This is a genomic window from Lactiplantibacillus paraxiangfangensis (assembly GCF_036246185.1).
GTDB classification, from domain to species: domain Bacteria; phylum Bacillota; class Bacilli; order Lactobacillales; family Lactobacillaceae; genus Lactiplantibacillus; species Lactiplantibacillus paraxiangfangensis.
On the sequence record NZ_BTPW01000017.1, the window covers coordinates 1 to 24,808 of the forward strand.

At 45.7% G+C, this 24,808-nt stretch carries 21 protein-coding genes, 1 riboswitch and 1 other annotated feature; of the genes, 8 read left to right on the forward strand and 13 right to left on the reverse strand.

Going from position 1 to position 24,808, the window contains the following annotated elements; genetic code table 11:
- Positions 1-567: 567 nt before the first annotated feature.
- From AAA939_RS10035 to AAA939_RS10050, 4 genes are all read right to left on the reverse strand, one after another.
- On the reverse strand, positions 568-1,083 hold the full coding sequence (locus tag AAA939_RS10035; protein WP_338211386.1) for an ECF transporter S component: 516 nt from the start codon (positions 1,081-1,083) through the stop codon (positions 568-570).
- 129 nt (positions 1,084-1,212) lie between these two features.
- The gene (tyrS, locus tag AAA939_RS10040; protein WP_338211388.1) at positions 1,213-2,469 is read right to left on the reverse strand and encodes a tyrosine--tRNA ligase; all 1,257 of its coding nucleotides are present in this window, start codon (positions 2,467-2,469) and stop codon (positions 1,213-1,215) included.
- Between the two features lie 57 nt (positions 2,470-2,526).
- Positions 2,527-2,725, reverse strand: a binding site (T-box leader).
- 97 nt (positions 2,726-2,822) lie between these two features.
- On the reverse strand, positions 2,823-3,488 hold the full coding sequence (locus tag AAA939_RS10045) for a hypothetical protein (protein ID WP_338211390.1): 666 nt from the start codon (positions 3,486-3,488) through the stop codon (positions 2,823-2,825).
- Between the two features lie 518 nt (positions 3,489-4,006).
- Positions 4,007-4,780 (reverse strand): C39 family peptidase, encoded by a 774-nt coding sequence (locus AAA939_RS10050; RefSeq protein ID WP_338211391.1) that lies wholly within the window; start codon positions 4,778-4,780, stop codon positions 4,007-4,009.
- A gap of 433 nt (positions 4,781-5,213) precedes the next feature.
- On the opposite strand from AAA939_RS10050, the gene AAA939_RS10055 reads away from it, so the two are divergent.
- Both AAA939_RS10055 and AAA939_RS10060 read left to right on the forward strand, forming a co-directional pair.
- Complete coding sequence (locus AAA939_RS10055; RefSeq protein WP_420914937.1) at positions 5,214-6,548, forward strand: sensor histidine kinase; 1,335 nt, start codon at positions 5,214-5,216, stop codon at positions 6,546-6,548.
- A gap of 90 nt (positions 6,549-6,638) precedes the next feature.
- Positions 6,639-7,145, forward strand: a complete 507-nt coding sequence (locus AAA939_RS10060) for a YueI family protein (RefSeq protein ID WP_338211394.1) — start codon at positions 6,639-6,641, stop codon at positions 7,143-7,145.
- Between the two features lie 70 nt (positions 7,146-7,215).
- Here the strand turns inward: AAA939_RS10060 and AAA939_RS10065 are convergent, their stop codons facing one another.
- The 4 genes from AAA939_RS10065 to AAA939_RS10080 all read right to left on the reverse strand — a co-directional run bounded on the left by AAA939_RS10065 (position 7,216) and on the right by AAA939_RS10080 (position 11,225).
- A complete protein-coding gene (locus AAA939_RS10065; RefSeq protein WP_338211396.1) occupies positions 7,216-7,893 on the reverse strand; it encodes a DUF554 domain-containing protein in 678 nt (225 codons plus the stop codon).
- Between the two features lie 40 nt (positions 7,894-7,933).
- The gene (locus AAA939_RS10070; RefSeq protein WP_338211397.1) at positions 7,934-8,764 is read right to left on the reverse strand and encodes a MerR family transcriptional regulator; all 831 of its coding nucleotides are present in this window, start codon (positions 8,762-8,764) and stop codon (positions 7,934-7,936) included.
- A gap of 465 nt (positions 8,765-9,229) precedes the next feature.
- Positions 9,230-10,528: a dicarboxylate/amino acid:cation symporter gene (locus AAA939_RS10075; RefSeq protein ID WP_338230871.1), complete on the reverse strand. Its 1,299-nt coding sequence runs from the start codon at positions 10,526-10,528 to the stop codon at positions 9,230-9,232.
- Positions 10,529-10,709: 181 nt separating this feature from the next.
- Positions 10,710-11,225, reverse strand: a complete 516-nt coding sequence (locus tag AAA939_RS10080; RefSeq protein ID WP_338211399.1) for a YagU family protein — start codon at positions 11,223-11,225, stop codon at positions 10,710-10,712.
- Positions 11,226-11,403: 178 nt separating this feature from the next.
- On the opposite strand from AAA939_RS10080, the gene AAA939_RS10085 reads away from it, so the two are divergent.
- Positions 11,404-12,471 (forward strand): ABC transporter permease, encoded by a 1,068-nt coding sequence (locus AAA939_RS10085; protein ID WP_338211401.1) that lies wholly within the window; start codon positions 11,404-11,406, stop codon positions 12,469-12,471.
- 12 nt (positions 12,472-12,483) lie between these two features.
- Positions 12,484-13,161, forward strand: coding sequence for an ABC transporter ATP-binding protein (locus AAA939_RS10090; protein ID WP_338211403.1), 678 nt, complete (start codon positions 12,484-12,486; stop codon positions 13,159-13,161).
- Between the two features lie 202 nt (positions 13,162-13,363).
- Here the strand turns inward: AAA939_RS10090 and AAA939_RS10095 are convergent, their stop codons facing one another.
- The 4 genes from AAA939_RS10095 to AAA939_RS10110 form a co-directional block, all read right to left on the reverse strand.
- Positions 13,364-13,960 carry a TMEM175 family protein gene (locus AAA939_RS10095; RefSeq protein ID WP_338211405.1) on the reverse strand — a complete coding sequence of 199 codons (597 nt, stop codon included), beginning with the start codon at positions 13,958-13,960 and terminating at the stop codon, positions 13,364-13,366.
- A gap of 684 nt (positions 13,961-14,644) precedes the next feature.
- Positions 14,645-15,415, reverse strand: coding sequence for a MerR family transcriptional regulator (locus AAA939_RS10100; protein ID WP_338211407.1), 771 nt, complete (start codon positions 15,413-15,415; stop codon positions 14,645-14,647).
- Between the two features lie 170 nt (positions 15,416-15,585).
- On the reverse strand, positions 15,586-16,134 hold the full coding sequence (locus AAA939_RS10105; protein WP_338211409.1) for an ECF transporter S component: 549 nt from the start codon (positions 16,132-16,134) through the stop codon (positions 15,586-15,588).
- Positions 16,122-17,114, reverse strand: a complete 993-nt coding sequence (locus AAA939_RS10110; protein WP_338211411.1) for a nucleoside hydrolase — start codon at positions 17,112-17,114, stop codon at positions 16,122-16,124. Before AAA939_RS10110 ends, AAA939_RS10105 begins: the two co-directional genes overlap by 13 nt.
- 21 nt (positions 17,115-17,135) lie before the next feature.
- Positions 17,136-17,180: riboswitch (PreQ1 riboswitch) on the reverse strand.
- 245 nt (positions 17,181-17,425) lie between these two features.
- On the opposite strand from AAA939_RS10110, the gene AAA939_RS10115 reads away from it, so the two are divergent.
- Together AAA939_RS10115 and AAA939_RS10120 are read left to right on the forward strand one after the other, a co-directional pair.
- Positions 17,426-20,197, forward strand: coding sequence for a cation-translocating P-type ATPase (locus AAA939_RS10115; protein WP_338211413.1), 2,772 nt, complete (start codon positions 17,426-17,428; stop codon positions 20,195-20,197).
- A 157-nt stretch (positions 20,198-20,354) separates the two neighbouring features.
- Positions 20,355-20,903, forward strand: a complete 549-nt coding sequence (locus AAA939_RS10120) for a dihydrofolate reductase family protein (protein WP_338211415.1) — start codon at positions 20,355-20,357, stop codon at positions 20,901-20,903.
- A 710-nt stretch (positions 20,904-21,613) separates the two neighbouring features.
- On the opposite strand, the gene AAA939_RS10125 is transcribed toward AAA939_RS10120, so the two are convergent.
- Complete coding sequence (locus AAA939_RS10125) at positions 21,614-22,789, reverse strand: cation:proton antiporter (protein ID WP_338210626.1); 1,176 nt, start codon at positions 22,787-22,789, stop codon at positions 21,614-21,616.
- Between the two features lie 195 nt (positions 22,790-22,984).
- Here AAA939_RS10125 and AAA939_RS10130 point away from each other — a divergent pair, with 195 nt between their 5' ends.
- Together AAA939_RS10130 and AAA939_RS10135 are read left to right on the forward strand one after the other, a co-directional pair.
- A complete protein-coding gene (locus AAA939_RS10130) occupies positions 22,985-23,665 on the forward strand; it encodes a DUF6198 family protein (RefSeq protein WP_057705414.1) in 681 nt (226 codons plus the stop codon).
- Positions 23,666-23,764: 99 nt separating this feature from the next.
- Entirely contained in the window at positions 23,765-24,691 is a 927-nt protein-coding gene (locus AAA939_RS10135) for an AEC family transporter (protein ID WP_338210628.1), read from the forward strand.
- Positions 24,692-24,808 lie beyond the last annotated feature (117 nt).

Below are 24,808 nucleotides of genomic sequence, written 5' to 3' on the forward strand. Positions count from 1 at the left end.
CGCCGCCAGCGTTCGTCCTGAGCCAGGATCAAACTCTCAAATTAATGATGAGTTCTAAAAAAGCTCATTTAAAAAGTTGGTTCAAATTTATTAATTGTTTTCACGAATTGACTTCGCAAATGTTTTTTGCTCTTGATACAAGATCAAGAGACCCTACACATTTGATTTGTCGAAACTTTGTTCAGTTTTCAAAGGTCTAATTGACTGCTTCGGTTTCCCTCATGCAGCTTAATCATCATAGCATTTAAAGCGCTTACCGTCAACAACTTTTTTCAAGTTAATTAACACGGCTTCAAACGATAAGTTGTCTTGTGACAACGAGAACAATCATACCAATTAACAAAATCATTGTCAACAACAATTTTTAATTAACTGATCGTTGTCCGTTGCAACAACGTTTACTAATATACCAAGCCGATGCGAAACTGTCAATGATTTTTTACGCTGTTTTTCATAATTATGTAAAAATGCCCAACCAGATATGCTTATTTTCATATAAAAAGGAACTGACCACTCCTGATCAGTTCCTGAAATCGCAGTCCTAGCACGATTCACCAGACTACTACATTAAGCATTAAATTCAGTTTTGACGTGACGCTTAACTTGAGCAACCACTGGAAAAGCAATCAAACCGCCCACGACACCTTGAATCAAGTTCGTTGGAATACCAATTAACCCCGTTGCCACGGTATACATAATTGAATCAGAAATAAAGTACCCCGTTACCATCACAACGACCGCTACCCCCAAAACGACGACTTGACGTCCCTTGCGCTGGCCCGCACCAAATTGTCCAGCAACCCAGCCTTCCAGTCCGTGCACGATTAATGAAAAGATCATATATTGCGAATATCCTAATAACAAGTCCAACAATAGCCCACTAGCGCCACCTACAATTGCACCGCCACGTCGACCAAATAGTAACGCCGCAATAAAAATGCCCGCGTCACACAAGTTGATATAGCCGTGCGTCATTGGAATTGGAATATGGAAAAACAAGGAAATCACAACCGTTGCTGCAATTAAAATCCCCAAAGTCGTGACTAGCCTCGTGGTAACCTTTTGATGCCGTTGTCCTGCCAAATGACTCATCCTCTCTAGTATGCCCCTTCACTACAACGTCCCCATCGATGTTTTAATTCTACTACAAATCAGCATTAAAACATCAAAAAAGGCCGAACCACCAAGGGTCCAGCCAATTAAACATTAGTTTTATTTAACGCGTGCTAAGAAGTAACGCTTCTTCCCACGACGGACAATGACGAACTTACCGTCAAACGCTGTCGTTGGATCAATTTCAGCATCCAAGTCAGTGACCTTTTCGCCGTTGATCCGAATTGCACCATTTTGAATATCTTCACGTGCTTGTCGCCGTGATGGTTCAAACTTAGTTGCATCCACTAACCACAAGACGATGTTTTGCTTTTCAGCAGTAACGTCTGCAGAAGGTACACCCTTAAAGCCTTGTTCAATTTCATCGGCGTTTAAGTTCTGAACATCCCCGGTAAATAGCGCCTTAGTGATATTTTCAGCTTCCACGACGGCTTCTTTCCCATGGACAAATTCCGTAACTTCTTCAGCTAAGCGACGTTGTGCTTCCCGTTTTTCAGGCGCAGTCTTCACCGTTTCTGCCAACCGATCAATCTCTTCATGGCTTAAGAACGTAAAGTACTTGAGGTATTTGACCACGTCACGGTCATCTTGGTTAATCCAGAATTGGTAAAATTCGTAAGGTGACGTCCGTTCAGGATTTAACCAAACAGCACCACCGGCCGTCTTCCCAAACTTCGTACCATCAGCCTTCAATAGTAATGGAATCGTTAAACCGTATGCCTTTGCATCGTTTCCTTCTAACCGGTGAATCAAGTCCGTTCCGGCCGTGATATTCCCCCACTGGTCAGCACCACCGATTTGTAACTGCACGTGTTCTGCACGGTAAAGGTGCAAGAAGTCCACGGATTGAAGAATTTGGTAAGTGAATTCGGTGTATGAAATACCAACTTCCAAACGACTTGCCACAACTTCTTTGTTCAACATGTTGTTCACACTGAACAACTTCCCGTAATCACGTAAAAAGTCTAATAATGAGATTTTTGATAACCAGTCGTAGTTATTCACGATTGAGAAGTTTTCGTCAGAACCAAACAACTTGTGCATCTGAGCGTTCAGACCGTCTTGGTTATGCTTAACTTGATCCATCGTTTGTAATTTCCGTTCGGAGTTCTTACCCGAAGGATCACCAATGGCACCAGTCCCACCACCGACAACCACGTATGGATGGTGACCGGCCAACTGGAACCGTTTCAAAATCATAAAGGGAATCAAATGCCCGATATGCATACTATCACCAGTTGGATCAATCCCACAGTACAATGATACTGACTGCTTTTCAGTTAATTCCTTAAGCCCCGCTTCATCAGTCTGCTGATTGATTGCGCCGCGCCATTTTAAATCGTCAATAATGTTCATCTGTTTTCCTCCTAAGTTAAGGTCCGAATAAAACAAAAAACTCGTCCCTGTCTATACAACAGGGACGAGTTTTTCCGCGTTACCACCCAAGTTATCACGCTTAACGTGATCGCTCATTGATTGATAACGAAAATCATCCGGCCGATTGGCAGTTCACTTCATGTAATTCATGTCTAACCACAGCTCGGTTCGCACCATCCACCGAGTCGCTTAACTGTTGGGTCAGCCACTACTAATTAAAGATCACTACTTTTAATTATTATCTAACATGATAAGCACTACCATGCTAAAAGTCAATCACGTTTTAAGGGACCAAAAAAGCTTAGGCCTAACGCCTAAGCTGAATTGATTGACTAGTTTTTGGCATCCGCCGCAATTTTGATGACCGTATTTGCTTGTTGTCCTTGAACTTGTGAGACTTTGTCCGCTTTTTGCCACTTAACAGAGTTGGCTTGTCCTGATTGGCTTTGGTTGTAAACCGTGACCGCACCATTCGTGACATTCTTATCCGTTAAATCTTGTTTTTGAATTTGATTATTAACTTGGTTGGCAAACTTAGCTGGATCTTTAGCAACGTCTTCCGTGTTGGCAATCGTTGTAACGGACCAGTTACCGGTATTCCAGTGAACGTAAATTCGGCCCATTGTTCCTTGAACCGTTGCCGTTTCACCATTATCCAACTTAACCGTATCACCCTGGGTCGCACCAAGATAGTTCACTTGATCCTTGGCGTCACTCTTCGTGTTATAGTCCGTATTTTTGTATGTAGCAGTGGTTGCGTTAGTGCCAGCCTTGACGTACTTAACACTATAATTTGACTTGGTCCCGCTAGCGCTCTTCGCACTGACCGTTTGATTCGTCGCCTTGACATTCGTTGGTGCAGCCGTTTGACTCACCGAACTAACGTTATTAGAAGCCGCGTGCAAGACGTGGTTCACTGATGGTACGGCAACTAAACCTAACACCAGCGCACCGGTGGCAGTTGCGATACCTAATTTAACTTTGCGCTTAAAATCCATAAAAAATGTCCTCCCTATTTTTACAAACACTGAACAATGATGTTGCTTGTGCCCCTGTTCACCAGCGGTCCCCGGTATAGGTCAACTTATAATACCGTTCCCCGTACACGACCGCATTTATACTATAATATCAAAATATATATGGCAATACCTGAATTTATCAGAATTTACGGCAACTAAGCTTACCAGAGCAGTTAATCTATTCATGATTATTTTAATATTTATATACTCTTTTATCATAAACGCTTTTTTTGTGAAAAACGACTTCAATTCGATTGCAATTAAGTTACAGCTTGTTAACAAATTCCCATTACAACAAAAAAAGTCTGGGGCAAAACAAAAAATCCATCCAGAGGATTTCCGAATGGATTTTGCTATTGCTATGGTCTAAACGTGGGCCAAAAGGCAATTTGCTCCGCTTAACCCGGAATCAACGACCATTCCAAACCCAGGAATAATCGCTGATTCCACGTTAATGCTCACAAACTAACCGCCTTTTGGCACACTCTTTTCGCCTTCTAATGTTTTAAAGTTAGCACAATGGCCTGTTGTCCCATCTGCTTGTAAGCAGCCTGGAAATTTTGCCAATCAACGGCCTGCTGTTTTTCACCATAAGGATTATTGATGTAAATTTTTTGTTTTGCACGATTAAAGCCAACAATGACAACGCTATGTACATCATAAGTCACCTTGACTGGGCCTTGTGGTGTCTGCCAGTTTTCCATTGAACTAACCGGCGCAAACGCAACCGTCGTAATCGTCCAAACCGGGCGCCCGGCTTCCAACTGCTTGACCACGTCATCAAAACTAGCCCCCGTCAAATCTTTAACGTGACTCGTTTGTGTTTTGGCAACTTTATAGATTGGACCATGGTAAACCCCTAGGCCGGGATCATTACCATTGATATCCCCAACAAACCCATAATTCGGATTACCGTGTTGCCCATTGTCATAAGTGATAGGCACACTAGTCAATTGGTCCGCTAACTGATTTTTAGTCACATTAATGTGGTCATAATTCATCATCATCGCTAATGAGGTCACTTCACAACCATTATACAAACTCGGTGCCGTCATTTGATTAATTAGTGGCACATCGAGCATGACCTGATTAACTTTCTTTTGTGGTTGTGCTTTTGCAGTCGGTTTAGCTGATGACCGCTTAGTTGCAAACGATGCGTCGATCCAGTCCGACCCCTGCGTAATTGTAAAGCCAATGACCCCAAAAAGCACTACAACAATCAGGATCAACGACCATGGTCGTCGTTGCCGTCTTTTTAAATGTCTTGGCATTCACTTTCCACCCGTTTCCTTGTTTAAAATATTGAACAATAAAGTTCTAACAGTCAATGCGTATCATACCATGAACTAATTAATAAAAACACCTTTAGAATCTTAGCTTTTTTAAGTATTAAGCCGCTCTGACGCAATAAAAAAAGCACCCATTTTTCTCCCGCTTACTGCGCCTAGCAGGAACCAATTTTTACGGTTAAATCATTCCTGTCATTATTTTTTGTATTTAATTTGATAACCTTCTAGAATCGAGGTGCACACAGCTATCATTTTTAAAAGCTGTGCCTGTACCTGTTAACCAAACATTATTAATTATCCAGTTCCTACTTTTTCCGCTTAAATTAAAAATTTCTTTCGTAATAATTAGAATTTGTTTTATGATAGTAATGTCAATTAACAAACTGTTTTTTTGGCTATTATTATTCCTTACGAGGTGAATCTTTTGCAGATACTGATTTACATCTTATCGCTGTTTTCCGGCACGTACGAAATGCTGATCTTGATGTTAGCCTTCCGTGAATTTCTGACTTGGCGAATTGCCACTGTCTGGACGGGTCTGGTGATTTTTGGTGCTGTTTTTGCTCAAGTCGCAACAACCCTTTTCCCACACGTCCCACTTGTCTTTTTCTGGATCGTCCCGATTACGATCTTTAATACGGTCATGTGCACCCGACTTCTTTATACTAAGTGGATTTTAACGCTACCCATCGTGGTCTTTTTAAATGCCTTTAAGCGCTTAGTCGGCGGACTTTCAGGCAGTTTAGTCAAGGTTATCATGGGTTCTACGCTCGAAATGCGTTTACGGCAAGCCCTTAGCCTAAAAGTCTTTGCGGCTAACTTGGACTTATTTTACGCCGTCGCACTCAGTTTACCGTTCATTATTTTAATTGGGTTGTGGGCCCACCACCTAGTTATCCGTTCCGCGGCAGCTGATTTCTTTCAGCACGTTAAAATTGACCGCAGCGACTACTTACTAGTGCTTCTCTGTTACGGACTTTACATTCTGGCATACGCTTACGCTATGGAACTATCCGTCGTCTCACAAATGTACGTTGCCGTGGCTTCCAGCGTCATTTTTGGTATCGTCAGTTTCTACTTAGTCAGCAGCAAAAATAGCCGGCTATCTGATGCTCAGCTACTCGGAGAAGTTTCTCAATATAACATCCTCCTCAGTCACCGCAATCAAGAATTACACCTTTTCAAACACGATTATCAAAACGTTTTGCTCAGCCTGTCGCAATATATCCAAAAAGACGATATGACCGGCCTCAAACATTACTTTGAACACGAAGTCCTCCCAAACGATCAAAAATTAGCGACCAGCGCACCCGAACAATTACGCTACCTGCACGCTCCGGCGCTCAGCGGTTTAATCTATTCCAAGTACGAATCCGCTGCCAGTCTCGGCGTCACACTCTCAATTTCGATTCTCCAAACCGTTGACCTTCCAGAAACGGACCAGGTCAAGCTTGTTCGAATTTTAGGTAACTTACTGGATAATGCCATTGATGCTGCTACCAAGGTTGATCATCAAGTTCATTTAGCCATTGAAACGACGACGGCAGCCGTGACCTTTAGAATTCAAAATAAATTTCCAGCTAATGATACCGTCGACTTAGCTCGCATTTCTAAAAGTCGCTTCACGACGAAACCCGGACACTTGGGCTACGGGCTAACTAGCATTGAACAGTTAGCAAATAAACAGCTCAATGTTACTTATAAAATCAAGGATGACACGTTTTTGGCCTGCTTAATTGTGAAGCGTTAAACATTTTTAGAAAATTTTTGTTTGATAAAACCGGTTTCTTTACTACAATGATAGTAATAACACTTCATATTCTGAAAGGAACTGACCGCCATGTCTTTATCTGATGAGCAAATGGATAAGCACCTCCAATCCGCTATGTTTGGTACTCCGGTACTGCATCCCGACGAACAGCACCGTAATTTGGGAACGTTTCACGAACGCATCGACCTGGGCGCCACGTTTACCCAAGCACTGACTCGTGATTACTCCGACGCATTTCAAACAGAAATGACGGCGCACCCCGACTATCAACTGCTACTACACGGCCTTTTGGATCAAGACATTCTCAACCGTTACGTTCGACTTGCCAACCAGCAAAATATTAAATTTGCCATTCGCAATGACCTCATGTACCAACACACACCGGATAGCCTCGCCATCGCGCTAGCTGCTAAAACGGCGATTACACCAGATACAATCAATATCGATGTCCGCTTTCCAGAAACTGCGATGCCTTGCAAATCAACCGCTGCACACGAACTGCTGATTGAAAAAATCCACAAGCATTTGGAACGTAACCGGCGCGAGTTCCGTGAACGACACCACCTAGCTAACTAAACCAAAAAAGCATGATTACCGTAAACTAACTTACGGAAATCATGCTTTTTTTAGTTTAGTCATAAAAGTTCTAGAATAGTTGCCACACACTAATGACCAATGGTGGAATTAACAGCGCTGGCAATAAATTTAACGTATTGATCTGCTTAATCTTCAGTAGCCCTAACCCGGACGCCAGAATTAAAATGCCCCCAACAATGGTGATTTCATTTAAAATTGCCGTACTTAACGCACCCTGCAATACCAGTGCCAACACGTACAGCGAGCCTTGCCAGACAAACAGGACTCCCGCAGCGATTGCGATTCCAAACCCGAACGTTGATGCCAGTACGATCGACGTAATCCCGTCCAACATCCCATTCGTAAACAAGAACGTATAGTCGTGTTTAAGTGCCGCTTCAATGGGCCCTAAAATTGATAAGGACCCGATACAATATAGTAGTACCGCCGTCGCCAAGCCTTCCGACAAATTTCCACTTGAAAACCGGCCCACGAGACGGTCAAAACGGCCCTGTAAATCTAACGCCTGTCCAATGAGCCCACCAAGCGCCAAACTCACAATGAACAAGACCGGGTACTTACTCTGCGGCATGTGCTGCACCACCGCGTTGATTCCAATCATGCACGCCGCTAGTCCCAGTGCTTGCATCAAGATCTCATGGTACGCGGGTTTGATACCGTGCTTAAACAAGCTCCCAACTGTGCAACCAACTAGGATCATCCCAACGTTAAAAATCGTTCCTATCATCACTTCACCCCATCAAACTTTATACTCCCATTATAAAGTCTCAAGTAGCTTGAGAGTCAACAGTAACTGGAATTTGAATTCGGGTCACTGACTGGTCTAAGTCATCCGTAATCCCATAATCAATTAATGCTAGCTCGATGGCGTCACCGCTAACGACCCAGCCGTGTTGGCGGCAATCCGCTAATAGTTGTCGGTAATACGAGCTGGCATCCGCATGTGTCCCGTGAAAAGTTAACTGGGCATAGTGCCCCGCTGGTAGCTGTGTTCGGTCACCAGGGGTTGGTTCCCCCGTTTCAAATAACAGGCAGACCCCCGCGTAATAGCTAAACTGACCAGCTAATAAGTCTTTTTGTGCTAGCAGTAACGCAATTTTGCCCAAGAAGATACTTTCTGTTAGGCCGTACTGGGCCCGGAGTTTGGCAATGACTAGCTCAATGTCATCCTTCGGGGTATACGTCTGCTCAAACACCACCATGTCTCGGGATGGTAACCATACCAGTTCGGTTTGCGCCATCACCGCACTTTGAGCCGTTTGAACTTGCGCCAATCGATTCTGGATTCGCTGATCAATTGCCGATAGTGTGCGTAACTGCTGACGAACCGTTTGCTGCTGATCCGTCAACATTTCCTCCAACTTCGACAATTGCCGGGCTGCAAAAAAATCTGCGATGCGGTCCAGTGGCAGACCCAACGCACGAAAATACTTAATCGTGCTTAACCGTTCAAATTGTTCCGTTTCGTAATACCGGTAATGACTGTGCGGATCGACCCTAGCCGGCGTCAATAAACCAATCTGATCGTAGTATCGTAATGTAGCAACGGGAACGTCAAATAGTTTCGCCAACTGACCAATCGTTAAATCAGGTTGCACGATATTTCCCCCTATTCATTTCCATATGACTAGTTTGTGACTAAGGTTAAAAGTTAAATTTAGAAATTGATTACTATTGTATCAGTATCTAGACTAATACAAATTAGCCACTTATAAGACAATCCGGTTACCTCTGACGACCTCTGATTATCCGATAGTAATAATAGTAAGACTGTTTTTAGCGCAATCGGGTAGCCTTGGTGTGCTGCGTCGGCAAGAATGGCGGGCGAATTTTCCGCCAATCTTGCGAGGCAATTCAAAGACGTGGGTTGTCGGCTTTGAATTGAGGTTCCAGACCGCACTCCGGCTGGGGCCGTCCCCCATAGCACACCAGGGCTACCCGACGAAGCGGATAACTTAAGTATGGCTATCACTACTATTACAGTGTTAATGGCAATTTTAGACTTTTCTTTTAGCTTGTGATAAAAATGAGCCCGAGCTACTAGGCTCAGACTCATTCTTTAGTTATTTAACCGCACTAGTTACGTGTCCCTCACGGACTTCCGCTAAGTAGCGCTCACTTTGTGGTTCATCAAATTCATGTTCCGATTTACCGATAATGACCGCAGCTAGTGAATTACCAACCACGTTGACCACGGTTCGGCCCATATCAACCAATCGATCAATTCCGGCAATGAAGGCTAGCCCTTGTACGGGAACCCCAATGGTCGAGATAGTGGCTAGCAAGACCACAAACGAGGCGCCGGGCACACCCGCAATCCCCTTAGACGTAATCATTAAGACAATCAGTAACGTAATCTGTTGACTTAGTGATAAATGGATACCGTACGCCTGTGCCAAGAATAGCGCGGCCAATGATTGGTAAATAGCCGAACCATCCAGGTTGAAGGTGTAACCAGTCGGAATCACGAAGGACACGATGCCTTCGCTGACCCCGAACTTACCCATTTTATCAATAATCCGTGGTAGGGCCGCTTCCGAACTCGCCGTTGAAAATCCCAACACCATTTCATCACGAATCACTCGCAGAAGGTGCCAGATATTCAAACCAAACAAACGAGCAGCTAGTCCCATGACAACGACAATAAAAATGGCCATTGTGATATATGCTAGGATAATGAAATAACCCAATGGTGCCAAGGCTTTTAATCCCATTTGTGCGACCGTAACCCCAATCAGTGCACAGACGCCAATCGGTGCCGTATGCATGACCCAATTCGTCACTTTAAACATCGCTTCGGCAACGGCATTCATGAAGTCTAAAATAATCTTACCTTGTTCACCAATGGCGGCGGTCCCTAAGCCAAAGAACACGGCGAAGAAGATGACCGGAATCATGTCACCTTCCGATAACGATTTGAAGACGTTCGTCGGGATAATCCCCATGACCGTCGACCAAACGCCGTTATGGGATACCGTCTTGGCGGTCTGGACGTACTGACTAATATTAGAAGCGTGTAACTGATGAATATTGATGTAATCTCCGGGGTGGAAAATATTACCCATCAATAGTCCTAAGGCAATCGCAATCGTTGTCATCACTTCAAAATAGATGATGGTCTTACCACCGATTCGACCCAATTTCTTTAAGTCACCCATGTTGGCGATCCCGGTAATCAGGCACGCTACCACGATTGGTAACACGATCATTTGAATCAAACTAATAAACATCGTTCCAATATTTTGCATCGCCGTAATGGCCGTTTGGTTACCGTAAAAAATAACCCCTAACACGATCCCCAAAACTAGCCCAATCAGGATTTGCCATCCTAAACTTAACCAAAACCGGTGATACCGCTTCATCTGTGTTTCTGTTTTCAAAACCCATTCGCCCCGTTCTAATTACTGAATATTTCCACTGATTTTGTGCAACAATATTAATATTTTAGCACAATCATTAATTAAATGAGAGCCTAATTAGAATTTACTAAAGTAAAAAAACGTTTCCACCCAATAACTGTCGGCGGAAACGTCCTCATCATCATTATTTAGCTTTTTTCTTATCAGCTGTTAAGCGTTCATAAACCGTCGCGCTGACCCAATCAGCGGTCCACATCCATAAGACGTGGCCAAGGGCTTCCGAAACGTGTTCCGTCGCGGGTTGATCCTTAGCTGCGGGAATGGTTCCCAGTGCCGGTAAAATCACTTGATGAAACGCACTGAAAATACCGAGACCAAATAACGCGCTACTCCCCGCTTTGGCCTTCGGATGCTTTCTGGCCCACAAACTGTAAGCAACGGCAAAGGTTGTTGAAAAACCAAAGTGCATCATGTAACTAACTACCGGTAAGTCATGCCCTGAATACGAATAAGTCGCATGGGTCACGCTTGCAGGAACCCCCACTTGTTGAAGAAGTTGCTGTGGTGGATTGGTTTGATCCCGTTCAGGTGTCCGCGGTGGCAAAATATTCTCCCAGCCCAACTTAACTAAACCCGAGATAATTCCGCCAGTAACGCCCGCAATCATGGCTGCGCGGTGGTTAAAACACTTTTTAGTCATCAATAAAACCTACCTCTCTATTCAATAACTTTATCATACCAGCCTTACCGATAAGTTCGTAACAATTAAGCTCAAATTATCGATTAATAAATAAAAATTTGAATTTGCGAATTAAGCGTGTTATGCTTCTAATATTCATTTATCACTTGATAAGTCAAATTGGAAGAAGGTTCGTAGCATGTATCTAGGATTAAAGGAAATGCGGCACGAAAAGATCCGCTACAGTCTACTGAGTGGGGTTTTGCTGCTGATTGCCCTCGTTGTCTTCATGTTAGCGGGATTAGCAAATGGTCTTTCTAACGGGAACCGGCAAGCCGTGGATCAGTGGCACGCGACGACCGTTTACCTGAATAAAAACGCCAACCAAACGTTATCTGCCTCACAGTTAACGCTGGCTGATAAAAAACATATTGATGGCAACACGGTTGCGCCCCTATCAAACTTGTCTGGAACGTTGCGGACAAGCAACAACCACTTAAAAACGACGGCCAGCGCATTCGGGACTAGCCGTAACAGTTTCTTGATGCCTACCGTTATCAGCGGCCATAAAATCAACGGCAAAAATCAGTTATTAATTTCGGCAACACTAAAGGACAAGGGCTACCACATTGGACAAAAGGTCCGCATTGGAACAACGAAACGGACCGTTAAAATCGTGGGGACGTACGCCAGCAGCACTTACAGTATTGCGCCAACCGTCTACACGGATACGTCAACAATCAATCGTTTAAAGAACAGTCCCATTACGACCGGTAAACAACAACCGATCAACGCATTCGTAACTAAAAAGAGTCAGTTTAAAACCGCTCATCATGGCAACTTGCAACGAATGAGCATTGCTACTTTTATTGATAACCTTCCGGGTTACAGCGCTGAACAACTGACACTAAACACCATGATTTACTTCCTATTCGTGATTGCCCTAGCAGTCATCGGGATTTTCATGTTCGTCTTAACCCTTCAAAAACAAGCCTTGTTTGGCGTTTTGAAAGTTCAAGGCATTGGAACCAGCCACATTATCGCTGCGCTACTCAGTCAAAGTGTCGTCATGGCGCTGATTGGTATCGGGTTAGGCCTTGCCATCACGGTTGGCTTAGCACAAATTATGCCGGCCGGGTTGCCGTTCGTAATCAACTGGCAAGCCTTTGGTATTTACAGTTTGGCGTTATTAGGCGCAGCGGTCGTCGGCGCTTTGCTTTCTTGGCGAACCGTTGCCAAAATCGATCCCGTTGTTGCCATCGGATAAGGAGGACTCAATATGTCAACTAGCGTTTTAGAATTACAACATATCAATAAAGAATTTGGCCATGGTCATACCGCGGTCACCGCACTTGCTGACGCCAACTTTCGGGTCAACGCCGGAGAATTTATAGCCATCATTGGGCCTTCCGGTTCCGGAAAGAGTACTTTTTTGACCATTGCGGCCGGGCTACAAACCCCGACTAGCGGCAAAGTCCTCCTCAACGGGCAAGCCTTGACGCAACAGAGCGAAAAACAGCGTCTAGCCTACCGCTTTAATGAAATTGGCTTTATTCTTCAAAGCTCCAACTTAATTCCTTTTTTGACCGTCACTGAACAGTTCAAATTAGTCGATAAAATGGCTCACCGTGTCTTTCAGAAATCAGCAACCTTAAAATTACTCGATGAATTGGCCCTAGGCGACGTTAAGGATGCTTATCCTAACGAATTGTCCGGTGGTGAACGTCAACGGGTGGCCATTGCACGTGCACTTTATAACAACCCGAGTGTGATTCTCGCCGACGAACCAACCGCTAGTCTGGATACCCCCCGTTCAATTGACGTTGTGAAACGACTAGCTGACGAAGCGCATCACCACAATAAAGCCATCGTCATGGTCACCCATGATCAGCGCTTAATTAGTAACTGCGACGTTGTCTATCAAATTGAAGATGGTAAGATGACCCGGACAGACTAACGGAAATTTTGACCCTTATCACAGAAAAATAGCACGCATCCCTTTTGTCACCCATTTCATCTATCAGTATTTGGTCTTACAAAAGTCAGGTACAAAACTCAAAAAACCATTCGAAAAAATAATTTCGAATGGCTTTTTCCTATTGTGATGGTCGAAACGTGCACCAAAAGGCACTTTTTCCGCCTCTTGGCACAGGCTTTCACTACTCAGCGATCTTATCACTGTCAGCGGGCGTACGCAGCGCCATCAGAATCAGTTCAATCACCGTAAACACCATGGATAATGGTGGCCAGACAAAGATAATCATAAAAACGACGATTACCGCAATCGCCCAGAAAAAAACATTGGCATGAATCCGATAAGCCGGCATCGCCTGAATCTTTGCCGCAATTTTAGGATGATCGGCCACATTAGCCTGTGCGATTGCACGTGAAAGTATTGCGTAGGCAATTGTCCATAGGATAAAGATAATGAAATAGAACAATTCTGGTTGTGGCTGATCAATAAACTTCCCAGCCCAAGCCGTCGACACTGGTAGTAACGACATCGTGAGAATCCAAAAGTTGTTCAGCCAATAAATCCGTTTCGTGATATGTTTCGTTAACGTCAGCATGTAATGGTGGTTATACCACGCCACACCGATAAACAGGAAACTAATCAAGTACGCAATCAAATAGCTTCCATTCTCCGCTAGGGCCGCAAATGTCGGCTCATTCGGCACGTCAAACTCCAATACCATAATCGTCAATACAATGGCCACCACAGCATCGGTAAACGCTTCGACCCGTCCTTTATTCATCTTGCCAGCCCCTTAATTCAGTAATCTGATTAACTAAGTTAAATATACCACTCGCCAACGTTTGACCAAATAAAATAGTGCTATGAACAGAATGTAATTATTCTATTCACGGCACTATTTTAACTGTCTAAAGATTGAAAGTGCTAAAACTAGTTCAATCGTTGCAGCGGCACTATTTATCGTTATTTCGGCGCTTCGCCGGCAGAACCAGTGGGCCGTGGGGTCAGCTACAGACAAAGGACGGTCTTCCGCCTCGCTTGAAAGCCTCAAAGGACGAGTCTTTCAAGTCGCCCCGCACTGTAACCTGGCAAAAAACGCCAGCTAACAGTGCCGACACGGCCCGCTAGTTCTGCCGGCTACGCTAAGATTGTCTTAAAATAAATTGGTCAATTTTAATAGCAACCTTAACATAGCTGGAAGTTGTCTATGATAAATGTAGCATTAGTCGGATGCTCGAAGGTTGCCACTGATGGCATCGGTCGTGAAGGTGGTTTTAGTCCGGTGATTTTTCCGGACTTAGACCACGGACGGTCCAGGACAGCTGTCATTCAAAGAGTGTTCTGGGCGAGGGGCTAGACCGCTTTCCAGGCTAGCCCCGGTCCCACGACCGCATATCATCAGTGGCAACCGGAACAGTTTACAAGTAGCTAATTTTCATGGACTTAGATACTGATATAGCAGTACTTAATCCTGCGCATACTTTTTAATACTCTCAACCAGTACCGCCGTCGCACCAATGCCAGCACGCTGATCATAATATTTAGTGAACCGGTCATCCCCCACGTACATATCAGCTAAGCCACGGTGCATCGTCGCCGTGTAATGGGGCCACGTAAAGCTGAGCCACTGCCGGTGAAGCTGATACACTTGCCGTGCTAATCCATCATCCAACGTCGGCTGCTGCAGCAATGCGGTTAAATCCGTCACCAATTCAGCTTCAATGGCTTGCATCCGCTGATAGTCGGTTGCGCTCAAATTTGCGTACTTGGTCTGAGATTGTTCGATTATTGGTTCATCGTACCGTTCTTGTAGTTCTTCCCCGTACTGTGCTTCATTTTGGGCTAACTGAGCCGCTTTAAACGCCTTAAACTTCGCTTCATCATTGTTATTATTCATCGTTGTTTCCTCCCGATGAGTTCGAATCGTCGTCTGCACTAGGGTCAACAGTTGATCTAAATGTTCCCGCTGTTGCAGTAACGATTGATATTGCTGTTGAAGGCCGACAACCTGCTGATCAGTGGTTTGCGCTAATAACTTTTGAATCTCTGCTAGCGGCAATTGCATGGCACGATACAAACAGATTTGTTGTAGCCGGTTTACTTGGGCGTTTTCATAGTACCGGTACCCATTGGCCCCGACCCAAGCTGGTTTTAGTAATCCAATCTGGTCGTAGTAGCGCAACGTCCGCACACTGACGCCCGCCAAATTAGCAAGTTGTTTTGTCTGATATGTCATGGTCACCCTTCCTTTCAACACGACTTAGCATAAGGGGTGACGCCACGTCAGGGTCAAGCGGTTCACCCCAATTAATTGCTAGTCGTGGCATTTTATTACGAATCAAAAATGGCATTCCAGAAAGTTTAACACGTCTGAAATGCCATTTAAAATTTTTGAGTTAGTTTACCTTAGTTGGCTTGCGGTAACCGATACCGTAGTATCCGGTAAACAAGCGCTACGACGTAAACCGTGATGAACCGGTCCAAGTAGTCGGTCGCAATTTGAATCAGAAAGACCGCCGCTACCTTGCTCATCCCGGTACCAAGTAACATTTGGACAAGCATGCTGGAGCCCGATGACGTAATTCCGTGAAATAAGATCACCGTAATGAGCGTGCTGACCACGGTCCCTGGCAGTGAAATGGCCAACGCCATCCACCAGTTAGACCGCCAAGTTCCCGGTTTAAACCGCCGGTATAACAACCCAGCGACGCACCCAGTCAAAAGTTGAACGGGCATGAAAAATAAGGCGTATAGGTCGGTAATCCCAGCCAACAGTGCGGACGCACCCCCGACTAGCATCCCGCCTAGTGGGCCAAAAACGGCCGCGGCTAAAACCGTCCCAATTGAATCTAAATAAATTGGGAGTTTCAGCATGAGCGCGATATTGGCACCAACCACGTTTAGCGCAATGCATAACGCTAATAACGTTAGGGTCCGCGTCTTTATTTTGTGCATGGCGCCACCCCAAGTTGTTGTAGGACCCGCGTTAAATCAGGATCAGTTGCGCCCGCGACCCGCCTTAAGAACAAGCGCCAGAACGCTTCAACGTCAACGTTCGTCATGATTTGACTGTTCGCTGGCTCATGCCAAAAGTCATGGGCATCCACGATGGACTGTCCACGGGCGACCCCGTCCACGGCCACCGTTGTAAAGCTTTCAAAGCCGTGTAAAATTTCAGGATCAATGAACGCAGCCACGGCCAACGGATCATTGATGACGCAACCAATCACCCGTTCATACTGCCAATGAAAATCAAAATAGAAGCGGGTGATCTTTTTAATCAGCACCCCCATTTGAGGATTAATAGCTTGAATATATTCTAATAGACTTGGCGTGAGCACAATTTTACGGGTCACGTCTAAGCCAACCATTTGAATCGGTACCGGCATCTGATCAAAGACCAGCTGTGCGGCATCCGGATCACACCAGAAATTGTATTCCGCCACCGGAGAACAATTACCGTGACTCAAATAGCTACCGCCCATCAAGGTAAACCGGTCCACTTGTTCAAACAACTGTGGATCACGTTGCAGTACCTGCGCGATATTGGTCAAAGGCCCCAGCGCCAAAATGGACATTGTCGGATCTTCAGTGAGGGTATCCGCAATAAACTGAACAGCATCTTGTGCCGGGCCCACTGCGGTGACTTCGGGAAGATGACTATTGCCCAGGCCGTCGTCACCGTGCGTATCTTGTGCGCTTGTGTAAGCCACTTTTAACGGCCGATTCGCACCTAGGTAGACTGGAATATCCAACCGGTCGACCAAATCGAGCATTTTCAGCGCATTTTGTGCGCCAATGTGAGTCGGGACGTTACCACAGACCGTCGTGATTCCCACGACGTTTAATTCTGGTGAATTCAACGCTAATAAAAGCGCCAAACTATCATCAATGCCCGGATCACAGTCAATGATGACGTTACGAGTTGCATTCATTTTCTTACCTCCGATTAAGTGAAGTTCTTGGTTTTTTATGCTGGGAAGTTTACGAACCAGCCAGTGGGTGCACCGGACGCATTGTCCGATACATTCCCACTATTTTATAAATGCGTCTCAATTATACCGAAAGCGTCTCAGTTTGAAAACAACCCATTTCCGTCTGAATTTTATGGTAGTATTTTCGAACTAATGGGACTATTCTAAGAATTGTAATCGATACATTTACCGACCAAGCCGTCAACAACACGTCATTACAACGTTTCACGTGCTTCAACAGTTGTTCTAGCCGGTTTTCGGGAGTGAAAAGGATGTCTAAATCTAAGATGACGACCGACCAATTAGCACACTTATCCGTCGATCAGTTTTACAAAACTTTACAAACGCAACCAACGGGATTAACCGATACCGTCGCCGCACAGCGACTAGAAGAAGTCGGTCCCAACACAATTCAACAAACCAAGTCACGCTCACAATTTAAAGCGTTCATCAAGAACTTTACTAGCTTGATGGCCCTACTACTTTGGGTCAGTGGCCTCATCGCAATGTTTACCGGGATGTTGGAACTAGGGATTGCCATTTGGGCGGTCAACCTAATCAATGGTTGTTTCAGTTATTGGCAGGAACACGCCGCCAAAAAGGCAACGGATTCCCTCAAAAAGATGTTGCCAACCTATACCCACGTTTTGCGTCACGGCGTTACCCAGCAAATCGATGCCGACGACCTCGTTCCCGGTGACGTCTTTACCATTCAGGCTGGTAACAGTATCTCAGCAGACGCCCGCATTATCGAAGCCACGGCCCTGCAAGTTGACGAGTCCGCTTTGACTGGCGAATCACTAGCCGTCGACAAGACGCCAACCTATGCCAAGGGTGACGGTCGCTTTGAAGAACAAAACGTCGTTTACGCGGGTACCGTTGCGGTCAACGGGACGGCCACCGCGGTCGCTATCCAGACCGGGATGCAGACTGAATTCGGTCAAATCGCCTCGTTAACGGAACACCAAAAAGATACGGTTTCACCGTTAACCGCCGAACTCGACCGCTTGACCCGGCAGATTTCTCTCATTGCCATTTTAATTGGATTAATTTTCTTCGTTGCCGCTATCTTTTTTGTCCACTACCCCATTGCGAAATCGTTTGTGTTTGCACTGGGCATGATTGTCGCCTTCATTCCAGAAGGTTTGTTACCAACCGTGACCCTGTCACTAGCACAAGGGGTGACCCGCATGTCTAAAAAACACGCGCTGGTCAAAGAACTAAGTAGCGTGGAAACCTTAGGCGAAACGACCGTGATTTGTTCAGATAAAACCGGGACCCTCACCCAAAATCAAATGACGATCAACCACGTCTGGCTTCCCGACCGCGAATATACGGTCAGTGGTGAAGGCTACGTCAACAACGGTCAAATTCAATTTAACCAAGCACCAATCGACTTGTCTCAGCACCCGGCCCTCGCAACTGTCATCCGGGTCGCCGCCCTCGACAATGACACTGAAATTCAAGAAGAAACTTCTGCCAAGCCAAAGATTATCGGGACCCCTACGGAAGCTGCCCACCTCGTACTGGCACAAAAATCCGGTTTAGATTTAGACCAGCTCAACAAGCAGTATCCCCGGGTGCAAGAACTACCGTTTGATTCTGACCGTAAGCGCATGACCACGATTCACATGCAACCCGATCATGCGGGGGCCGTTATTTACGTTAAAGGCGCCCTAGACGGTATTTTGGCCATCAGTGATCAGTTACTAGAAAACGGGCACGCACGACCATTAACGGACGAAGATATTACCAAAATCAACGCCGCTAACCGGCATTACGCCGCTCAGGGGTTGCGTTCCATGGCCATCGCTTACCGACCATTTGACGGTCAAAACGGGCTTCCCGCAGACAGCGCCGATTGCACAATTGCCAATACGGAACAACACTTGACCTTCGTTGGGTTAACCGTAATGGCAGACCCACCGCGGCCAGAAATTTACGATGCCGTTGAAAAGTGCCATCGCGCTAACATTCGCATTATCATGGTCACCGGGGATAGTCCCCTGACAGCTAAGAGCATTGCCATGAAAATTGGGATTGACGATGACCAAGTTCGCGTTATTACCGGTGACGAACTCACCAAAATGAGTGATTCCGACCTGCAAGCGGCAGTGAAACACGAAGTCATTTTTGCCCGGGTCGCCCCCGAACAAAAGTACCGCATCGTTAAAGCCAACCAGCATAACGGCGAAATCGTCGCTTCAACCGGTGACGGCGTAAACGACGCCCCCGCCCTGAAGCAAGCCGATATCGGGATTGCCATGGGTGTCACCGGGACGGACGTCGCTAAAGACGCGGCCGACATGATTTTGACCGATGATAACTTTGCTTCGATCGTCGCAGCTATTGAAGAAGGCCGGACCGTCTACAGTAACTTGCAAAAGTTCCTGCTCTACATTTTAAACAGTAACGTTCCCGAAGCGATTCCGTCCGTACTCTTCTTATTCTCACGGGGACTGATTCCCCTCCCATTGACCGTTATGCAGATTTTAACGGTCGACCTTGGAACGGACATGCTGCCCGCGCTTGGTCTGGGCGCTGAAAAGAGTGAGCCTGGAATCATGGATCAACCACCACGTGCCCGTACGGCCCACCTTCTCAATAAGACGATTGTTTGGAAAGCGTTTGGTTGGTACGGCATGATTGCGTCGGTGCTCTCTACCGTCGCCTACTTCTTCGTTAACTGGTTACACGGTTGGCCACACGTTGCCTTAGCAACCAGTGGAAACGTCTACGTGATGGCAACGACCATGACCTTAGCAGCCATCGTCTTTTGCCAAATTGCCGCGGCTATCAACTGTCGGACCCAATTGACCTCAGTCTTCAAAATTGGCTTATTCAGTAACCACCGCATTTGGTTCGGGATTGGCTTTGAGATTATCTTAATTGCGCTCTTAATGTACGTCCCCGTCTTACAGGGACTGTTCAATACGACCGGAATTGCGGGCCGTGACTGGGGATTACTCCTTAGCATCCCGATTCCGTTAATCTTAATTGAAGAATTACGTAAAGCCATTGTCCGTCATCACTTAGCTAAATAAACACAAACAGCGATTAGATTCTGCTTATCTTCAGAATCTAATCGCTGTTTGGTTAATCCACTATTTAACATACAGTTCACAGTTGATTTCTCATAATCGTAAGTTGTAATCATGGTACAATGTGACTATTAAAAAGACTAGAAGTAGGTGTCATACCATGCGTAAAGTACAATTTTATGGGGCAATCTCAATCGACGGTTATCTCGCTACTAAGGATAATCGGCTAGACTGGCTTTTCCAGACTAGTGGTGCGGACGAAGCGCCAACCAAAACGTTCATGCAACAAGTGGACACCGCCATTATGGGGCGCCATACTTATGAGTACACCATGGAGCAAACGACTGATCAATTGATCAATCCGTTTAATCCTGACACGCAAAGTATCGTGATGACCTCCGCCCCACATCCCGGTGACGACCACACGCAATTCACCAACGCTGCCGTCACTGAGTTGGTTCAGGGACTACGTCAAAAAGCGGGCCAAAACATTTGGATTGTCGGTGGTGCCGGTATTTTAATGCCATTACTGGAAGCTAACCTCATCGACGAAATGTTCATCCAAATCGCGCCCGTTATCCTAGGTAGCGGCATTCCGTTATTTACGACCATTAATCATCAGCAACGCTTCGAACTCGTAGCTACCAATCAATACGGGCAATTAGCGGAAGTCCACTATCGAAAACAGCATGGGGAAAAAGGCAAATAGGTTGCAACGCACGTTTTAACTAGCTAAAGATTGAAAGTGCTAAAACTAGTTCAATCGTTGCCATAGCACTCCTTATCATTAGAAAATTAGTATTTTTCGGCGCTTCGCCGGCAGAATCAGTGGGCCATGGGGTCGGCTACAGACAAAGAACGGTCTTCCGCCTCGCTTGAAAGCCTCAAAGAACGAGTCTCTCAAGTCGCCCCGCACTGTAACCTGGCAAGAAACGCCAGAAAACAGTGCCGACACGGTCCACCGATCCTGCCGGCTACGCTAAGATTGCTTTAAAACAAGCCGGTTAAGTTTGATAGCAACCTCAACATAGCTGGCAATTGTCTATGATAAATGTAACTTCCATCGGATGCTCGGAGGTTGCCACTGATGGCATCGGTCGTGAAGGTGGTCTTAGGCCGGTGATTTTTCCGGGCTTAAACCACGGACGGTCTGGAGCAATTGCGCATTTGGCAACTGTTCCAGGCGAGGGGCAAGACCGCTCCTCAGGCTTGACCCGGTCCCACGACCGCATGTCATCAGTGGCAACCGGAATAGTTTACAAGTAGCTAATTTTCATGGGCTTAGTGCTGATGCAACAATACTTAATCCTTAAATTTAACTTTCAACCTTCAGTTAACTAGAAAAAAAGTCTCAAAAAAATGGTTCTACAGAAATTTTCACTGATTTCTGTAGAACCATTTTTAGATGCTACTACTTTTTTACGACGCCTCGCTTAACTTCATCCGTTTGACGGCGTGTCGTAGTAGGATTGGCGCAATTAACGTTGTTAAGATAATTGCTGTAATAACCGCTGAATAACGATTTTCCGACAATAGTTTTCCTTGGTAACCAATCTGGGCGATAATCAGGGCCATTTCACCCCGCGAAACCATTCCGGCCCCAATTTCATAACCACTAAGCCAACTAAAGCCCACCATCCTAGCACCAATGCCAGCACCAATCAGCTTCGTCAAAATGGCTGCAATCGTAATGACCACGATAAACCAGAAGTCACTCAGGAAACCTTTAAATGACATATTTAAGCCGATGCTAACGAAGAATACGGGAATGAAAACAGCATTCCCAATTGGCTGGATATGCTCGTCAATAATCTCATGGTAGTCCGTTTGCCCCACCGCAATTCCGGCAAAGAACGCCCCAATGACGGCGCTCAAGCCAATCATGTCCGCTAGGTAGGATAAGCCAAAACAAATCACTAAGGACATTAAGGTCACCGAGGTCGGCACTAACAGCGCGTTCCCGACGGACATCAAGTGCGGCACTAACCATTTGACCACGAAATACAAAGCGACAAAGAACGCCAGTTGGATCGTCAGTGAGACTGCCAAACTAGTTGAAGCGTGGTTACCGCCCCCGCTAACTTCATTTCCAAATAAGCTGATCATCAAGCTCAAGATTAGAACGGCGAGCACGTCATCGACCACCGCCGCTCCTAAAATCGTCGTGCCTTCCTTGCCATCCAAAACGCCAAGTTCCTTCAGAACAGCTACTGAAATCGAGACCGAGGTGGCAGCAAACGTCACGCCTAAAAAGAGGCTTTCCGTACTGTTTAAATGAAATAACTGACTACACCAATCGATGACACCAATTGGCAAAATCACACCTAAAACCGCAACCAGCAAGCTTGGTTTCCAATATTTTTTTAATAATTGCAAATCACTTTCTAGCCCGGCCATAAACATCAAAATAATTACACCGAGTTCCGCAAAGTCTTTAATAAAACTAGTGGCCGTCACCCACCCTAGTACGGCTGGCCCTAAAACGATCCCACTAATTAGCTGGCCAATTACGGCGGGTAATCCCATCCGTACACTGATGTGCCCAGCCAACGCCGTCACGATCAATATTAAACTCAAACTTCCAATAAAATCCATGTTGCCTCCTAAAAAAGGGCGCGCCAAGAAAACGACTGTCCAACCCAAAAACAGTCCGAATTCTTGAAGTGCCCTTCAACCGAATTATTAATTTATGAAACAAGTATAGCACATTTTCATTTATCTAGCCGTGACGGTCACTTGGTAAAACCGCTATAATGAGGTTATTCAAGTCATCTCGAAAGGAACTCTACCGTGTTTAATATCGTTGATTTTCGCCAACGCTTCTTTTTTCTCGTCTTTTCAATCCTGCTCAACTCCGCGGGTAACGCCCTAACCATTTCCGCCGACCTCGGCAGTGCCGTTTGGACAGGGTCCAGCGTCAACCTGTCGAACTGGATTCAAATTCCACTGGGAACGACGTTATTGCTTTACGGCATCGTCGTGACCCTCTTGAACCAGCTCTTACTGGGCCATTTTGACCGTCGGCGCTTCATCTCAAACCTGCTGTACATTATTCCATTTAGTTATTTAGTTGAATTTATTGGCTACTTTTGGCAGTGGCTGGGCGTGCCAAACTTTTCCTTTACCGCACGCTTGATTTTAAACTTTGTCGGTCTGGTAGCCGTTGCGGCCGCCGTTTCCATTTACCAGCGTTGTAACCTGATCCAGCACCCTAACGATGACTTGTCCTATATCTTACGCTTCCGCTTTTTACACGGATCAGCCATCATTGCGCAATGGGCCAGCTACTTGCCACCAGTGCTGATTATTATTATTTCCTTTATTGCCACCGGCCAACTGCACGCTATTGGGATTGGGACCGTCTTCGCCTTGGTCGCTCAGGGCGCCATCATGGGCTGGTCCGATACGCACGTCTTTCCAAACCTCAAACACCACGTCGACGTGGTACAAGCAAGCCACCATGCAGGTTAGACAAGTGAATTTAAAAACGCTTTCACCTATAAAATGCGTTGACATTAAATCAGCTTAGCCCCAATAATGAGAGTATTCTAATTTATTGGACTGAAGCCTATGAACCTAGCACAATTAACGAATCAAATTATTTTAATGTTTCTTTTAATGCTGGTCGGTCTGCTGATCAACAAGATTGGGTTCATGCACGCCCAAACTTCAACGGATCTCACCAACATCTTACTTTACGTGGTCTCACCCTGTTTGATTATCAACGCGTTTGAAAAAACATTCTCAGCTGATCGGCTGCAAATGTTGGGGCGGGTCATTTTAGGAATTGTCATTATCTATGTCATTATGATTTTAATCACTCAATTAATATTTAAACGCGTCGCCGATCCCAACTTGCGCCGCATCATGCGCTACGGGTCCGTCTATTCCAACGCTGGTTTTATGGGCATCCCACTAACCAGCTCACTATTCGGTTCCACCGGGGTCTTTTTTGCGGTTGCCTCACTGGCCGCTTTCAACATTTTTAGTTGGACCCACGGGATTTCCTTATTTACGGGTAACCAAGGTAGTCGCAAAGAGAATCTCAAACAAATTGTCTTAAATCCCAACATCATTGCAATTATTGTTGGTCTGATTTTGTTTATGACCTCCGTCCGCTTACCATCGATTGCGAACAGTGCCGTGACCTACGTCAGTTCGATCAACACCCCGCTGTCCATGATTGTCATCGGGAACAGCTTGGCCGACGTCAAACTAAACCGCGAGACTTTGGATAAACGGTTATGGGGCGTCCTATTGCTGCGCAACTTCTTATTCCCTTACCTAGCCATCGTGGTACTCCAATTTATGGGGATTACCGGTGTGCCCCTATTTACGACCGTTTTGATGGCCGCTTGTCCGGTAGCCGGAATTGTGGTCTTGTTCACACTAAAGGTTCACGGCAACCCCGGTCCAGCCGTTGCGTTGATGAGTATTTCAACCATCTTAAGCGTTGTTTCGATTCCACTTGTTTTTGCCTTGATGAACCTACATTAGGGTGGGCCAAAGGCGGTTAGTTTGCGAGCATGTTTCGACCCTAACAACAGGAAAAGCCAACCAGAAATTTTTCTGATTGGCTTTTTTAATTTTGCCGCAAACTCCTTATTGAGACTA

Bases quoted from the DNA above. Each gene is read 5' to 3' on its own strand.
- AAA939_RS10090 (WP_338211403.1), top strand. From the start codon at position 12,484: ATGTCAACTAGCGTTTTAGAATTACAACATATCAATAAAGAATTTGGC.
- AAA939_RS10095 (WP_338211405.1), bottom strand. From the start codon at position 13,960: ATGAATAAAGGACGGGTCGAAGCGTTTACCGATGCTGTGGTGGCCATT.
- AAA939_RS10075 (WP_338230871.1), bottom strand. From the start codon at position 10,528: ATGAAGCGGTATCACCGGTTTTGGTTAAGTTTAGGATGGCAAATCCTG.
- AAA939_RS10105 (WP_338211409.1), bottom strand. From the start codon at position 16,134: ATGCACAAAATAAAGACGCGGACCCTAACGTTATTAGCGTTATGCATT.
- AAA939_RS10050 (WP_338211391.1), bottom strand. From the start codon at position 4,780: ATGCCAAGACATTTAAAAAGACGGCAACGACGACCATGGTCGTTGATC.
- AAA939_RS10135 (WP_338210628.1), top strand. From the start codon at position 23,765: ATGAACCTAGCACAATTAACGAATCAAATTATTTTAATGTTTCTTTTA.
- AAA939_RS10060 (WP_338211394.1), top strand. From the start codon at position 6,639: ATGTCTTTATCTGATGAGCAAATGGATAAGCACCTCCAATCCGCTATG.
- AAA939_RS10080 (WP_338211399.1), bottom strand. From the start codon at position 11,225: ATGACTAAAAAGTGTTTTAACCACCGCGCAGCCATGATTGCGGGCGTT.
- AAA939_RS10085 (WP_338211401.1), top strand. From the start codon at position 11,404: ATGTATCTAGGATTAAAGGAAATGCGGCACGAAAAGATCCGCTACAGT.
- AAA939_RS10100 (WP_338211407.1), bottom strand. From the start codon at position 15,415: ATGACATATCAGACAAAACAACTTGCTAATTTGGCGGGCGTCAGTGTG.
- AAA939_RS10065 (WP_338211396.1), bottom strand. From the start codon at position 7,893: ATGATAGGAACGATTTTTAACGTTGGGATGATCCTAGTTGGTTGCACA.
- AAA939_RS10115 (WP_338211413.1), top strand. From the start codon at position 17,426: ATGTCTAAATCTAAGATGACGACCGACCAATTAGCACACTTATCCGTC.
- AAA939_RS10045 (WP_338211390.1), bottom strand. From the start codon at position 3,488: ATGGATTTTAAGCGCAAAGTTAAATTAGGTATCGCAACTGCCACCGGT.
- tyrS (WP_338211388.1), bottom strand. From the start codon at position 2,469: ATGAACATTATTGACGATTTAAAATGGCGCGGCGCAATCAATCAGCAG.
- AAA939_RS10125 (WP_338210626.1), bottom strand. From the start codon at position 22,789: ATGGATTTTATTGGAAGTTTGAGTTTAATATTGATCGTGACGGCGTTG.
- AAA939_RS10110 (WP_338211411.1), bottom strand. From the start codon at position 17,114: ATGAATGCAACTCGTAACGTCATCATTGACTGTGATCCGGGCATTGAT.
- AAA939_RS10120 (WP_338211415.1), top strand. From the start codon at position 20,355: ATGCGTAAAGTACAATTTTATGGGGCAATCTCAATCGACGGTTATCTC.